Origin of the sequence: Spirillospora sp. NPDC052269 (genome assembly GCF_040679435.1) — a bacterium.
Taxonomy (GTDB): Bacteria; Actinomycetota; Actinomycetes; order Streptosporangiales; family Streptosporangiaceae; genus Spirillospora.
In genome coordinates this window covers 12,294-26,886 of record NZ_JBFAUU010000019.1, presented here as the reverse complement: position 1 = coordinate 26,886, position 14,593 = coordinate 12,294, and the positions used below count along the sequence as shown (strand labels likewise).

Below are 14,593 nucleotides of genomic sequence, written 5' to 3'. Positions count from 1 at the left end.
GATGTCGTGTTCGCCGACCCCGCGCGCGGAGCGCGGGTCGACGCGGGCGCGATCGTCGATGTGCCCGGCCATCGGGACGCCCCGCTCGAACGCGACCGGGGCGTCCCTGGCCTGCGCCTTGATGGCCGGATTCGGCCAGCGGCGGCAGGAGGGCCGGGCGCGCGTCGCGCCGCTGCGCGCGGGCCGCCCGGACGCCGGCGGCCGCGAGGCGGGTGATCAGAGGGAGCCGTCCGGCCAGGGAGGGAGGCCGGTCGCGACGACTCGTGCCGTCCGGGGATTCACGCTCGATTCGGCAGGGCGGGTTCGCCCGCGGCCCGCCCTGCCGCGTTCGTTCATGTCCGGGAAATCCGGACGGCCCGAATCGATGATGTCGAGGAAACGTCGATGGGTTTCGTTTCTCTCGTTTTCCCCGCACGGTTCGGAGAGGCGCGATGCCCGGTGGCCGTCGAAAACCCGGTGGTCGCCGAAAGGGCGGTCCACCGTTCCGTCAGAGAGCGTGGGAATGGATGATCTTGAATTTCGGCGTGCTCGGCCCTCTGCGGGTGGAGGCGGACGGGACTCCGGTGCCGATGCCGCGCGCTCCCGTGCTCAGAGCGCTGCTCGGGGTCCTGCTCGCCGCCGAGGGGCAGCGGGTGCCACTGGCCCGGCTGGTCGAGTTGGTGTGGGCGGGGCAGGGCGACAGGGTCGGGCGCGGCGCCGTCCACACCGGGGTGTCGCGCCTGCGCGACTGGCTCGGCCAGTTCGGCGACGACGGCGTGGCGGTGGACTTCGACGAGGACGGGTACCGGCTGGTCGTCGCGCCGTCCGCCGTCGATCTGGGCCGGTTCCGCGCCTTGGTGGCCCGCGGTGACCTGGCGGCCGCCTTGGCGCTGCGGCGCGGGCCGGTGCTCGCGGGCCTGGCCCGGCTGGAGCGCAGCGACCCGCTGCTGACGACGATCGACGACCGGGTCCGCTCGGCGGCCCTCGCGCTCGCCGACCGCGCCCTGGACGCGGGGACGGCCGCGACGGGGATCGGGGTCGTGACCGCGATGGCCGAGGACTTCCCGCTGGACGAGCCGCTGCAGGCCGCCCGGATGCGGCTGCTGGCCGCCGACGACCGCCCCGCCCAGGCCCTGCGGTGCTTCCACGCCCTGCGGCGGCGGCTGGCGGACGAGCTCGGCGTCGAACCCGGGGGAGCGGTCCAGCAGGCGTTCCTCGCCATCCTCGCGCACGACGGCGCCCCGGAGGGCGACGCCGGCGCCGGATCGCCCGTGACCCCGGCGGAGCTGCCCGCCGACGTTCCCGACTTCGCCGGCCGCCGGGAGCACCTGGCCTCGGTGAAGCGCGTCCTGCGGCAGGGCGGGCTGCCGGTGATCGTGGGCATGGGGGGCATCGGCAAGACGACCCTCGCCGTGCACGCCGGGTACCAGATCGCCGCCGAGTTCCCCGACGGGCAGCTGTATGTGGACCTGCGCGGGGCCGAGGCGCAGCCGGTCGACCCCGGGCAGGTGCTCGCCCGGTTCCTGCGGGCGCTGGGCGTGGCGGCCTGCCGGATCCCCGAGACGACGGAGGAGCGGTCGGCGCTGTACCGCAGCGTCCTGGCGGGACGGCGCGTCCTGGTCGTCCTCGACAACGCCGCCGACCAGCGGCAGGTGCGGCCGCTGCTGCCCGGCACCGCCGCGCGGGGGGCGTCCGGACCGGCCGCCGTCATCACCAGCCGGTCCGCCGCGACCGGCCTGCCCGGGGCGGTGCTGGTCGAGGTGGACGTGCTCGACCCCGGCGCGGCCGTCCACCTGCTCGGCAGCATCGCCGGGCACGACCGGACCGCCGCCGAGCACCAGGCCGCGTCCGACATCGTCCGGCTCTGCGGGTACATCCCGCTGGCGGTGCGGATCGCCGGGGCGCGGCTGGCCAGGCGGCCGCGCTGGGCCCTGACCCGGTTGGCGGGCCTGCTGGGCGACGAGCGCCGCCGCCTGACCGAACTGAGCGACGACGACCTGGCGGTGCACGCCAGCTTCGCGCTCAGCTACGCCCGCCTGCGGGCCGAGACCCGCCGCGTGTTCCGGCTGCTGGGCCTGCTGGAGTGCGCGGACTTCGCCTCCTGGACGGCGGCCGCCGTCGCCGACATCGGCGTCGACGACGCCCAGCGGCACCTCGAGGCGCTCATCGACGCCCAGCTGCTCACCGAGGTCGGGACCGAGCCGCGACCGCGCTACCGCGTCCACGACCTGGTCCGCCTGTACGCGCGGGAACGGTCCGTCGCCGAGGACGACGCGGACGCGCGCCTGGCCGCGGTGGAACGCGCCTTCGGCGGCTGGCTGTGGCTGGCCGAACGCGCCGCCGACCAGATCCCCGGACGCTGCCACGCGTCCATCCACGGGCCCGCGCGGCGCTGGCCGCTCCCCTCGCCGCTCGCCGCGCGCCTCCTCGACGACCCGATGGCCTGGTTCGACGCGGAACAGCCCGCCCTGAGCGCCGCCGTCCGCCAGGCCGCCCGGCTGCACCTCGCCCAGGCTGCCTGGGACCTGGCGGCGTGCCAGGAGAAGTACTGCGACCTGCGCGGTTTGTACGCCGAGTGGCGCGGCACCCACCGGCACGCCCTCCGGGCCTGCAGGGCCGACGGCGACCGGCTCGGCGAGGCGGTGCTCCAGCGCGGCGTCATCGAGGTCACCATCTGGGCCACTCCCGACCAGGGCGCGCAGACCATGGTCGCCCTGTACGACCGGGCCCAGCGTCTCCTGGAGCTGTTCGAGCGCCTGAACGAGCGGCGCGGCATGGCCGACGCCCTGGTGATGATCGCCTGGAGCCAGGTCGCCCAGGGCCGCACGCGGCAGGCCCTGGACACCGGTGAGCAGGCGCTGCGCCTCGCCACCGACAGCGGCCACCTGGGCGGGCAGGCCCGCGCCCACCAGATCCTCGCCATCGCCCACCACGACGCCCACACCCGCGCGCGCCGCAACGCCGACGCCGACGCCGACGCCGGCGCCCGCGCCCGCCGCGACGCCGAGCTCGACCCCGACCTCGACCGGGTCATCGACCACATGACGCAGGCGTGGGACCTGGCGCGGCTGCTCGGCAACGCCCGCTTCGAGGCGACGGCGATGCAGTTCCTCGGCGCGGGCCTCTGCAAGGCCGGCCAGGTGGAGCGCGGCCACGACCTGCTCACCCGGTCCCTGGACGTGGCCCGCGCCCTCGGTGACCACTTCACCCAGGCGTTCTCCCTGATCCACCTGGCCAGGCTCTACACCTCCCTCGGCGACGAACGCGCCCGTCCCACCGCCGAGGCGGCGCTGACGATCAGCCTCCGCAACGACATGGGCCACCACCACGCCGAGACGCTGCAGATCCTCGGCGAACTCGACCTGGCCGAGGGGCGCCCCTCCGCGGCCGTCGCGCGCCTGGAGGAGGCCACCCGGCTCTGGCGCGCCCGTGGCTGGCGCGCCTTCCTCGGCGAGACGCTCCATGCCCTTGGCCGCGCCTACGCGGCCGCGGGCGACGAGGTCGCGGCGGCCCGCAGCCGGCAGGAGGCCGATCATCTGCTCCAGGAGGTGGCCGCCGCCCTTCCCCTCACGGCCGTCCAGGCGAATATCGACGCTTGTGAAAGGACGGAAGCGGAAGCTGTAAGCGACCTGTAAGCCTCCCTGCATACGCTCGGATCGCGGCGGCCCGCTCTGGCGACGGCACTCGTGCCCGGCCTGTTCCGCACCATCGGCATGACCACGGAACTCCGAGAGTGTCAAGGGGCCGGGGAAGGGAGCTCTGTCTGCGGGGAATCGTCGTGAGCATGCCTGGACCGTGTGGCCGGATCACGGGGCGGGCGCCGAGTCGCCTCGCCGTACCATCGGGCCGCCGGGAACGGTTTTTGAATTATCGTTAATTGAACGTTCCGCCCACTCTCCGGTCGCCTCCAATGCGTCGCCATAAGGCCACTGATCGTAGTTGGTGTCATGAATACGACAGAATTCTTCTGACATATCGAACACCGTGATCGGATGGTCTCATGAGGCGGATTCGGCCGGACGGTCAGTTGACGGTGTTCATCGGTGGCCTCCACCGGAGCGGCACCACTCTCCTCGCGTCGCTCCTGGGGACGCACCCCGAGATCAGCGCGTTCGAGAACACCGGCGCCCCGATGGACGAGGGCGAGCACCTCCAGACCGTCTGCCCGACGGACGAGCACCACGGCGGCCCCGGCCGTTTCGCCTTCACCGAAGAGGCCCACATGACCGAGGCGTCCCCGGAGGTCGCCGAACGCCTGGCCGCGCAGTGGTCGCGCTACTGGGACCTGTCGCTGCCCGTGCTCCTGGAGAAATCGCCGCCGAACATGCTCAGGTTCCGGTTCCTTCAGCAGGCGTTCCCCCATTCGAAATTCATTCTGATCACCCGGCATCCCGTTCCGGTCTCACTGAGCACCCGGAAATGGACGCCCGCGCTCTCCGTCCGCCGGCTGGTCGAGCACTGGATCCACGCCCACGATCTGGCCATGGCCGACTCGGCTTTCCTGGACGCGTTCATGACGGTTCGCTACGAGCAACTGATGAAGCGCCCGTCGGAGACGCTCGCGGAGATCTCCGACTTCATCGGGCTCGCTCCGTCGTTCGACGCGTCGAGTGTCGACGACGCCGCCAACGACAGGTATTTCGAACAATGGAGGTCGTCCCCCGAGGGGCACGACCTCCACGATCTCGAGGACGCCGTGAACGGACACGGCTACAGCCTCGCGGAAACGGGGTTTCGTGGTGTCACGCGTCGTGGTGGTCCATGGGACCGGAGGTCCGCGCAGGACGCCGGACTCGCTCCGGCTTGAATGGGTCACCTCCATGATGGACGGACTCGCGCTGGCCGGCCGGCCGATCGTGGAGCCCGACGTCTCCTTCGTCAACCTCGACGACGGGGACGTCGAACCCTGGCGGGGAGAGCTCACCGCCTGGGACCTCACGGTGATCTCCGGCTGGTGGCAGACCGCGCGGTTCGACGTCCCCGAACCCGTGCGGGGACCACTGTCGCCCGAGGAGATCCTGGAGCGGCTCGGCAGGTCGCGCTACTTCGCGGGGATACCGGCCGACGAGCTGAAGTCCACCCTGGCGGCCATGCGCGCCTTCCTCTTCGAGCGGCGCGGCGCCGACCGGGTCCTCGAGGCGATGGAGGAGGGCGCGGACGTCGTCATCGGGCACGCGCTCGGCGCGGTGGCGGCCTTCAACGCCGTCTGCCGCGCCCCGGCGGACGCGCTCGTCACGGTGGGATCGCCGCTGGCGCTGAACCCGCAGGTGGGACCGGTCGTCCGCCGCTGGTGCAACGTCGTGGACGTGCATGACACCCTCGCCTTCAACGAGGGCCTGGTCTCCAGCTACGGCCTGGTGTCCGACACCTGGCTGGACTGCGACCCGAGGCTCCGAGCGCCTCGTCCCTATCTCGCCTCGCCAGAGTTCGGCCGCGTGCTGGCGGACGTGTCGGCCCCGGCCGTCGCCCCGCTCGGCTGAGCCAGGGAACGTCGACTCGATCGGAGGGTGTTGAAGAGATGTCCCGATCACGCTCTGGACTGCAGATAGTGCATGGCGGGTCCGTGCCCGGGGAGGTGCCGGCCTCGCAGCGGCACGCGAACATCACCGAACTGCTCGACCTCTTCTCCGACAGGGGTCTCATCGGCGACACGCAGAAGGCGATCCTGCAACTGGTGACCTGCGGCTACACCGACGAATCGGTGGCGAAGAAGCTCGACGTCACCGCCCGGACCGTGCAACGCCACGTGGCGAAGACCATGGCCCTGTTCGGGGCGCGGAGCCGGCTCGAGCTGGGGATCATGCTGGCCGACCGGAGCGCCAGGCTCGCCGACTCCCCGACCGGTCCCGTTTGCACGCTGTGCAGGTCCCAAGGGGGCGGGCGCACGACCGGGCATCCCCGTTCGAACGCCCGGATGGACCGCCCGACAGGGGCTTAACCCCCGCGCGCACTACTGGCAGTTTCGAACTCACGCGCACGACCGGCGGTCGCGGATCACTCGGTCTCGATCGCACGGCTTCGGATCGCACGGCTTCGACCAGAGGGGTGTCATGGCTGGGACCGACCAACTTCGGGCGGCGGAGCCGCTGGCGGACGGCCCGGGCCGCGGGGGCGAGATCCGGCGGTCGGCGGGTTCGCTCGCGCTCAGCGGCGCCGCCGGGGTGATCGTCCCGCTGGCGGTCATGGCGATCATGGGGCGGATCAACGGGGAGGTCCTGTACATCCGCTCGGTCTACATGCCGCTGGCCTTCCTGTACATCTCGCTCCAGATGGGCTTCGACGTCAGCAACCAGGTGGCCGCGGCGATCTCCCGGGGACGCGACCGCGTGCGGGACGTCGTCCCGGTCGCGCTCAGCATGGGCCGGGTGGGCGCGGTGATCTGGGGGGCGCTGACCGTCCTGGTGATGGTGAGCGCGCCCGGCCTGGCGTCGCTGATGCACATGAGACCGGAGCTGATCGGGACGTTCACCGCCTTCGTCCGCTGGACGTGCCTGGCCAGCATGCTGTTCCTGCCGACCACCCTCTGCGCGTCCAGCCTCCGCGGGCTCGGGCACGCCGGTTCCGCCGCCGTGATCGTCGTGATGGGTGGTTCCGTGGAGGTCGGCGGCGTGGCCCTGCTCGGCTACGGGACCGACCTCGGCGTGTACTCGCTGCCGATCGCGATCGGGGCTGGAGGCACCGTGTCGCTGGTGGTCGGCCTCGTCCAGGTCCACCGCCGCGGCGTGTGGAAGGCGCGTGGCCCCCTGGTCTGGCGGTCCGAGGCGACCGAGCAGCTCACCCGGACGGGCCTGCCCCTGGCGATGTCCTTCGTCGTGATCGGGGCGAGCAACTTCGGCCTGCTCTGGATCCTGGGGCCGTTCGGACCGGACGTGGTCTCGGGGTTCGCCGCCGCCGCGACCCTGGAGAGCCTGGTCCTCGTCCCGTCCACCGCGATCGGCTCGGCCACGGCGATCGTCATGAACCGGCTGCGCGGCGCGGGACGGTTGGACGACGTCCCGAGGGTGCTCGGCAGCGGGATGCGGCACGCCGTCGCGGTCTACGCGGTGATCGGCCTCGCCCTCTGGCTCGGGCGGGACGGCATCGCCCGGCTCATGACCGACGACCCGCGGGTGGCCGTGGAGACCGCGCACTTCCTGTCGATCGTCGGACTCTCCTACGGCTGCCTGGGCGTGACCGTCACGGCCGTCGTCCTGATCGAGCAGATCGGCGGCGGCGTCATCGCCCTGGTGGCCAACATCCCGTACTTCGGGGGGATGTTCGTGATCGGCGGCGTGATCGCCAGGTCCCGGCACGAGTCCGCGGGACTGTACGGCACGATCGCCGCCCTGAACCTCCTCGGGATCCTCACCGTCCCGCTCATCACCTGGCTGTTCGTCCGACGGATGGTCCGCGCGCCCCGGGAACTCACATGATCGAGATCAGTGTCGCCGTCATGCACCACCCGGCCAGGGCCGGGCTCATCGGGAGGCTGCTGCGCGACACCGCGCCGCTGGCGCCCAGGATCGTCCCGGACCCGGATCCGGACGGCGTGCGCAGCCCCCTGCGCACCGCGAAACGGGCCTGGGCCGCGATCGCGCCGGACGCCACCCACCACCTGGTGCTCCAGGACGACGTGGGCCTCAGCGCCGACTTCGCCGGTCAGCTCCGGAGCGCGATCGCGCAGCGGCCGAACCACGCCGTCGCGCTCTACTCGCACTGGCGCAGCCCCCAGAACTCCTACCTGGTGCGCCGGGCCGCCGCGGCGGGCGCCTCGTGGGCGCCGCTGTCCGACACCGACTGGGCCCCCGCGCTCGGGCTCGTCCTGCCGGCTCCGCTGGCCCGCGACCTCGCGGCGTACCTGGCGCCCATCCCCGACGCGGTCGCCGACGACGACCAGATGATCGCGAGGTTCTGCCGGGAGCGCGGCGTCCCCATGGTCGCCACCGTGCCGCACCTGGTCGACGAGTCCGAGGTGCCGAGCCTCACGCCCGGTCACCTCCCCGGCTGCCACGCGACCGTCTTCGCCGGCGGCAGGCCGCTGCCGCCCGGGCACTGGGTGACGGACGCCCGGGAGGACAAGGTCCTTGCCGCGTCCCTCGACTACATCGTCGAGGTGAGGGAGTCCCGGTGCGTGCTGCGGCTGCCCCTGCCGACGGAGCCGTCCGGGCACGAGTACGGGTGGTACTGGCACGACTGGTGCGGGCTCCTCGGCGTGGACCCGGACGAGGTGCGGCGGATGGAGAGGCCCGGCCACCTGCCGGGACGTGTCGTGACCGAGCTCCAGGCGGCGGGGTTCCTCCTCGGCGCGGACGTCGCCGCGATCGACCTCGGCGCCCCAGGCGCGTGGCTCACCGAGGCCGTCGCCTCGTGGGTCGGATCGGGGCTGACGGCCGAGGACCGGGACTCCCTGGGCGCCGAGGGCAGAGCCGAGCTCGTGGACCTCGCGGTCAAGGCCGTCGCCCACGGCGGAACATGCGGGAGGAACCTGTGATGGACATCGAGTCCGTGGTGAAGCGGATGGCCCTGCGGGAGGTCCGGGCGCATTTCCTGGTGCCGTCCGACCAGGCGCCGGGCGAGGTCCGTCCGCCGGCGCCGCCGGTGACGGTGCTGGTCCGGACGTGCCCGGAGTGCGGTGCGGACGCCGACGCGGTCCGGCGCTACGGCAGGTCGGTGCCGTTCGCCCACTGGGAGGTGCGGGAGGAGGGCGAGGGGCTGCCGACCCTGACGATCCTCGGGTGCGAATGGCTCGCCCCTCGCGCCGTCCTGCCGATGGCGATCGCGATCGAGCGGCACGGTGCCGTGATGGCCCGGTTCAGCACGCGGGCGGCGTCGCTCGTCCGTCTCGGGCGGCCCGCGCCGCCCGAGGCCGTCCGCCTGCTCGACGCGGAGGAGCGGTGGTCCGACGCCCTGGACGCCGGTGACTTCGTGGGAACGCTCACCCTCCCGGCCGCGACCCGCCCGACGGACGGCGACGGGCTCGTTCCGCTGTTCCTTGGCCCGCACACGGAGCCCGGCGGGCTGAACGACCTGTACCTGAGCGAGCGCCTGCGCGCGGCGGAGGCGGAGCTGGCGGGAGCACGGCATGCGTGACCTGCGCACGGAGAAGGTGCCGTTCACCGGGGAGCGCTCGGTCACCGCGCCCTCGACCTGGGGCCAGCGGCAGGCGTGGCTGGACATGGGACGGATGAAGCCCGGCACCCCGTACAACGTGACCCAGGTCCTGCTCGTCCCCGAGGGGCGGACGATCGGGCAGGTGCTCGACCAGATCTCCGAGACCGTCGGCCGTCACGAGGCGCTCCGGACGCTCTTCTCCGAGGACGACCGGGGGGAGCTCGTCCAGCGCGTCCTCGACTCGGGCGAGGTCCAGGTCGAGGTCTGGACCGCCGAGGGTTCTCCGGAGGAACTGCTCGCGGGGGCCATGGAGCTGAACCGCCGCCTCGAGGACGCGGTGTTCGCCCACGACTCCGAGCCTCCCTTCCGGGCCGCGATCTGCGCGCCGGGCGGAGTTCCCCAGGCGGTGATCGTCTGCGTCACGCATCTCACGGCGGATCTGCAGAGCACCCGTCTGGTCGCCGAGGAGCTGGCGGGGTCGCACCGTCCTGCTCCGGCCCTCCAGCCCGTGGACGTCGCGGCCTACGAGGGTTCGGAGCGGGGGCTGAGGCGGGAGGCCTCGGCGCTGGCCCATCTCCGGGACACGCTGACGGCCTTCCCCGCCTCCAACTTCACCACCCCGCCGGGGAAGGCCGAGGAGCTGCGGCACTGGCGCGGCGGCCTGACGTCCAAGGCCGTCACCTTGGCGCTGGAGGTGCTCGCGACGCGCTACCGCGTGAGCACCTCGACCGTCTGCCTGGCGGCGACGGCGGCGATGCTCGGCGCGGCCACCGGTGAGGCGCGCTGCGGGCTGCTGCTGATCGTGGGCAACAGGATCCCGTCCGAGCTCCGGTATGCCGTCGGCTCGCTCGCCCAGAACGTCCCGGTGCTGATCGATCTCGCGGGCCCCGGTTTCGCGGACCTGGTCCGGACGGTCTGGTCGGCCTCGATGGGCGCCTACCGGCACGGCCGGTTCGCGCCCGCCAAGGCCTGGCAGGAGATCGACGACGTCACCCGGAGCCGTGGCGGCCGTCCGGAGCTGGACTGCTTCTTCAACGACATGCGCGGGAGGAAGGACCGCCTTCCGCAGGACCGCACCGCCGCCGAGCTGAGGACGGCGGCCCGCGAGACCGTCTTCTCCTGGGAGGACCGCCGGGCCACCGGCGGGACCTTCTTCATGGAGTTCGGCGACGTCTTCGGCGAACCGGACATGACCCGGTTGTCCCTGTTCGCCGACACCTGCCTCCTCCCGCCCGCGGCGCACGAGGCACTGCTGTTCGGCATGGAGTCGCTGCTCATCGAGCTGGTGGAGTGGGACGTGCCGCTCGCGGAGATCGCCGGGCTCACGGGGCTCACGGGGCTCATGGGGGTCAGCGGGGTGCGCTGACCGTCAGATGGGAGATCGCGCCCATCGCCTCGGCCAGCCGGGCCCCGTGCCGGTCGAAGCCCGGTCCCCAGGCGACGAAGCCGCCCCGGCGCTCGGCCCCCGGCTCGTCCGGGACGCCGGTGAAGCCGCCTCCCGCCGCGGTGACCAGGGCCCGGCCCGCGGCGACGTCCCAGGCGAAGACGTCCGCGTTGGCCGCGAGGTCGGCGCGGCCGCCGGCCACATAGGCCAGGGCCAGCGCGGACGATCCGATCCGCCGCAGGTCGGTGGTGTCGTTCAGGTCGGCGAACAGCTCGTACTCGACCGGGTCGCGCAGCCCGGCGGTGGGGATGTCGGTGAGGACGACCGGCAGCGGGTCCGGGACGCGCCTCTCCGGGGTGACCCCGTTGACCAGGAGCGTGCCGTCCGCGCCGGTGAACAGTTCTTCGCCGAACGGCTCGTAGACCACTCCCGCGACCGGCGCGCCACCCAGGTGGACGCCGATGGAGACGGCGAACAGCCCGAGGCCCCGAGCGAAGTTGTGGGTGCCGTCGATCGGGTCCACGTACCACGTGACCTCGCCGTAGCCGCTGCGTCCCGACTCCTCCCCGACCACCTCGCTCGCCGGGTGGGCGGCGGTCAGCGCCTCGCGGATCATGGCCTCGGCCCGCGCGTCCGCGTCGGTGACCACGTCGTGGGGCAGCCCCTTGACCCGCGTGGACGCGCCGGACCGGTGATGCCGTGCCAGATACCGTCCGGCCGCCAGGGCGGCCTGTTCGGCGGTGCGCAGAAGGGAACCGATCTCGGTGGTGGTCATGCCCGCACGCTAGCAATGACGGAACGAAAGACGCCGGGCTCTTTCGGGTATAGCAGGCCGCGCGTCTGATCGAGTCTTACCTCCGCCGATCGTGCCTGGTCATGATGTGGCTCCAGGAAACGGCGAGAGGAATGGTCGCCTTGGACGAAGCAGTCGGCGCCCGGATCGTTGAACTCTGCGCGGGAATTCACGGCGCGGTTCCTCAGGGGAAAGCGGGCGATCAGATAGACCGCATATTCCGGGAGGACTACGCGCTGCCGGTCTGGACCCTGCTCGCGGGCGCCCCGGGCCCGGCCGCCGCCGCGGTGGCGCTCGGCGAGGACCTCACCGGAGGCATCTTCGGGACGACCGTCCGGGTGGACGCCGTGCCGTCGGCCGGCGGAGGGCTGGTGGTCGACGGCGTCGCCGCCGACGTCCCGCTGCCGGACGAGACGGCCGCGCTGCTCGTCGAGGTCCACGCCGGGCCCAGGCGGCTGGTCGTGCGGATCCCCGCCGGCGGCGAGGGGCTGAGCCTGGCCCGGGTGCGTCCCGTCGGGCTGGAGGGCCTCGCCTTCGGCACCTACACGCTGCGCGCCTGCCGCGTCGGCGACGAGCAGGTGGTGGCCGACATCACCGAGCGTCCGGACGAGCTCGCCGAGATCGTCGCGAACACCCGCCTGCTGATCGCCGCGGTCGGCCTCGGCCTCCAGGCCAGGGCGCTGTCCGCCGCGCTCGACCACGTGGTGGACCGGCCCTTCGGCGACGGGCGGCTGGTCAACCAGCAGGCGATCCGGCATCGGCTGGCTACGATCGGGGCCCGGCTCCGGATGGCCCACGCCCAGCTGATCGCCGCGGAACCGGCGGACGCCGGTCTCATCGCCCTGGTCACCGGCCGCCTGGTCGCCGAGGGCGTCGAGGAGTGCTGCCAGTTCTTCGGCGGCAGGGGCTTCCTCAACGACCACTGGATCTCGAGCGCCTTCCGGGACGCCGCGCTCCTGCCGGTCCTGCTGGGCCGGGAGGACCTCCTGAACCTCGAAGGGGAGAGCGCGCCGGCCGAGTCCGCGTCCGTCTCCGCCTTCAGGAACCAGGTGCGCGCGTACCTGGCCGAGCGGATCCTGCCGCGGATGGCGGCCTGGGAGGACGCGGAGGACCTGCCGCCCGAGGCGTTCGAGGCGTTCGCGGAGGGAGGCCTCACCGGGCACCGGGTCGCCGTCCGGAACGGCGGGCTCGGCCTGTCCATGCGGCACGCGGGGGCCATGGTCGAGGAGATGATGGAGCACTCCGTGCTCGGCATGGCCACCAGCCTCCTCGCCCAGGCACACTCGGTGCTGCCCCTGCTGGAGGAGCTTGGGACCGAGCGGCAGAAGGAGCGGTACCTGCGTCCGTCGCTCCGCGGTGAGCTGGTCTCCGGGATTGCGATCACCGAGCCGACCGGCGGATCGGACCTCATCGGCGCGATCCGGACGACCGCGGTGGAGGACGGCGACCACTGGGTGCTGAACGGCGAGAAGATGTTCATCACCAACGCGCCGGTCGCCGACTTCCTGGTCGTGCTCGTCCGGACCAGGCCCGACCGCGGGCCGCTCGGCATGTCGCTGTTCGTCGTCGACACGGCCGCGGACGGCTTCTCGGTCAAGGAGCGGCTGGACAAGATGGGCGCCCGGTGCTCGCCCACCGGATGGATCCGCTTCACCGACTGCCGGATCCCGAAGGACGCGCTGCTCGGCCCCGTGAACCGGGGGTTCCCGCTGGCCACGGCGAAGCTGCTCAACGAGCGGATCCTGGTCGCCGTCTCGGCGCTGGCCAACGCCCGCTCGCTCCTCGCCTCGGCGGGGGACGGGCCGGGGCTCGCGGCGCAGCGGGCCGAGGTGGAGGCGGGGTTCGCGTTCGTCCGGCAGACCCTCGACGGGATGGACGCGGGCGCGTACCGCGTCGAGGACGTCGCCGCGGCCAAGTTCCTGACGGTCGAGATCACCCAGCGCGCGATCAGGAGCGCCGCCCAGCACCTCGGCGTCGGCGCGTTCGACGAGCGGACCCTGGTCTCGCGCGCGTTCCGGGACGCCCGGGTGCTCGGCGTCTTCGCCGGCAGCTCCGAGACGATGCGCGACGTCTTCTTCGCCGCCCTGGCCCGGGGCAAGGGCCTGCGGTCCGGAACCGACCACGGATGAGGAGATCCCTGTGACCCAGCGAAAGATCGACGCCGACGAGGTACTCAAGGTGCTGCGCAGCACCCTGGAGATGGCCCTTCCCCAGGAGTACCTCAAGGAGTGGGACCTGGACGCCATCGTCCCGGAGACCCCGATGGTGACCCTCGCCCTGGACTCGCTGGCGCTGATGGTGGTCATCGAGGAGATCGAGACCGAGTTCGGCGTGGGCATCCCGGTCGAGAGCGTCTACGCCTTCACCTCGGTCGGCGACCTGGTCGGCTACGTCCTGGCGAGCTGAGCGGGACGGCCTGGTCCTCCCGGGGGAGGGCCAGGCCCGAACGGCCGCGGTCAGGCCGTGTGGTCGATGGTCGGACGGTCGATGGTCGGACGGTGCGGTCGTCGGTCAGGCGGTGTGGTCAATGAGACCGGCCTTGATCGCGGTGACGACGGCGCTCGTCCGGTTGGGCGAGTCGAGCTTCAGCAGCACGCTGGCGACCAGCCGCTTCACGCCGTGCTCGGAGATGCCGAGCCGCCGGGCGATCTGCTTGTTGCTCAGCCCCTCGTAGAGGAGGTCGAGGGTGCTCTTCTCGCGCGAGGTGAGGTCGATGAGCCTGCGCGCGGGGACGGCGCCCCGGCCGGGGGCGGTGACCTGGGAGATCAGGTGCCGGGCCAGGCGTCCGGGCATCGGGGTCTCGCCGGCCGCGACGCGCCGGATCGCGTCGGAGAGCGACTCCTGGGTCAGCTCCTGCTGGAACAGGAAGCCGTCGGCGTCCAGGGACGCCGCGGAGGGGTCGGCGGCCGACGCCTCGTCGAGCAGCATCAGGATCCTCGTGCGGGCGAGGGCCGGCGGCCGGGTCCAGGGGCCGGCGAGGATCAGGACGTCGACGTCGCCGGCGGCCAGCAGCCGGTCTACCTCGGCGGGGTGCCGGCAGTGGGCGACGGCGCCGACGAGGGCGACCTGCGACAGGACCGTGTCCAGCCCGCGATGGAGAAGCTCGTTGGCCGCGAGGATCCCGACGTTCAGTTTCGCGGTCGCCATGGCGGAGGTCTGGTTCGTCATAGCGACATCAAAGCGCCGCGCCGCCGCTCGGTGTGCCATTTGTCGCATTCAGGACAAATGTCGACACCCGATGGGTATAGCCGACCTCCCCGGTCCGAGTGGGCGGCCCAACGAGGCTTATCGCCGCCGGACCCGGTTCTGCACGCTGGACCCGGTCAGCATCGTCGAACGCCAACGCT

The 14,593-nt window shown here is 72.7% G+C and carries 12 protein-coding genes; 10 read left to right on the top strand and 2 right to left on the bottom strand.

The window, feature by feature from the left end:
• Nucleotides 1-506: 506 nt before the first annotated feature.
• The 8 genes from AB0L06_RS33945 (at nucleotide 507) to AB0L06_RS33910 (ending at nucleotide 10,435) form a co-directional block, all read left to right on the top strand.
• Nucleotides 507-3,614 carry an ATP-binding protein gene (locus AB0L06_RS33945; protein ID WP_500235251.1) on the top strand — a complete coding sequence of 1,036 codons (3,108 nt, stop codon included), beginning with the start codon at nucleotides 507-509 and terminating at the stop codon, nucleotides 3,612-3,614.
• Between the two features lie 365 nt (nucleotides 3,615-3,979).
• A complete protein-coding gene (locus AB0L06_RS33940) occupies nucleotides 3,980-4,786 on the top strand; it encodes a sulfotransferase family protein (RefSeq protein WP_500235250.1) in 807 nt (268 codons plus the stop codon).
• A 13-nt stretch (nucleotides 4,787-4,799) separates the two neighbouring features.
• Nucleotides 4,800-5,459 carry a hypothetical protein gene (locus AB0L06_RS33935; protein WP_500235249.1) on the top strand — a complete coding sequence of 220 codons (660 nt, stop codon included), beginning with the start codon at nucleotides 4,800-4,802 and terminating at the stop codon, nucleotides 5,457-5,459.
• 83 nt (nucleotides 5,460-5,542) lie between these two features.
• Nucleotides 5,543-5,917: a helix-turn-helix domain-containing protein gene (locus tag AB0L06_RS33930; RefSeq protein ID WP_500235248.1), complete on the top strand. Its 375-nt coding sequence runs from the start codon at nucleotides 5,543-5,545 to the stop codon at nucleotides 5,915-5,917.
• Nucleotides 5,918-6,029: 112 nt separating this feature from the next.
• Nucleotides 6,030-7,391 (top strand): MATE family efflux transporter, encoded by a 1,362-nt coding sequence (locus AB0L06_RS33925; RefSeq protein ID WP_500235247.1) that lies wholly within the window; start codon nucleotides 6,030-6,032, stop codon nucleotides 7,389-7,391.
• Nucleotides 7,388-8,449: a hypothetical protein gene (locus tag AB0L06_RS33920; protein ID WP_500235246.1), complete on the top strand. Its 1,062-nt coding sequence runs from the start codon at nucleotides 7,388-7,390 to the stop codon at nucleotides 8,447-8,449. Before AB0L06_RS33925 ends, AB0L06_RS33920 begins: the two co-directional genes overlap by 4 nt.
• Nucleotides 8,449-9,048 (top strand): hypothetical protein, encoded by a 600-nt coding sequence (locus AB0L06_RS33915; RefSeq protein ID WP_500235245.1) that lies wholly within the window; start codon nucleotides 8,449-8,451, stop codon nucleotides 9,046-9,048. Before AB0L06_RS33920 ends, AB0L06_RS33915 begins: the two co-directional genes overlap by 1 nt.
• On the top strand, nucleotides 9,041-10,435 hold the full coding sequence (locus AB0L06_RS33910) for a condensation domain-containing protein (protein ID WP_500235244.1): 1,395 nt from the start codon (nucleotides 9,041-9,043) through the stop codon (nucleotides 10,433-10,435). The genes AB0L06_RS33915 and AB0L06_RS33910 overlap by 8 nt, the downstream gene beginning before the upstream one ends.
• Here the strand turns inward: AB0L06_RS33910 and AB0L06_RS33905 are convergent.
• Nucleotides 10,419-11,228, bottom strand: a complete 810-nt coding sequence (locus tag AB0L06_RS33905) for an inositol monophosphatase family protein (protein WP_500235243.1) — start codon at nucleotides 11,226-11,228, stop codon at nucleotides 10,419-10,421. The genes AB0L06_RS33910 and AB0L06_RS33905 overlap by 17 nt on opposite strands.
• Nucleotides 11,229-11,368: 140 nt before the next feature.
• On the opposite strand from AB0L06_RS33905, the gene AB0L06_RS33900 reads away from it, so the two are divergent.
• Together AB0L06_RS33900 and AB0L06_RS33895 are read left to right on the top strand one after the other, a co-directional pair.
• Entirely contained in the window at nucleotides 11,369-13,375 is a 2,007-nt protein-coding gene (locus AB0L06_RS33900) for an acyl-CoA dehydrogenase family protein (protein WP_500235242.1), read from the top strand.
• A gap of 10 nt (nucleotides 13,376-13,385) precedes the next feature.
• Nucleotides 13,386-13,652, top strand: a complete 267-nt coding sequence (locus AB0L06_RS33895) for an acyl carrier protein (RefSeq protein ID WP_500235241.1) — start codon at nucleotides 13,386-13,388, stop codon at nucleotides 13,650-13,652.
• Nucleotides 13,653-13,757: 105 nt separating this feature from the next.
• Here the strand turns inward: AB0L06_RS33895 and AB0L06_RS33890 are convergent, their stop codons facing one another.
• Nucleotides 13,758-14,414 carry a helix-turn-helix transcriptional regulator gene (locus AB0L06_RS33890; RefSeq protein WP_500235240.1) on the bottom strand — a complete coding sequence of 219 codons (657 nt, stop codon included), beginning with the start codon at nucleotides 14,412-14,414 and terminating at the stop codon, nucleotides 13,758-13,760.
• Between the last annotated feature and the right edge of the window lie 179 nt (nucleotides 14,415-14,593).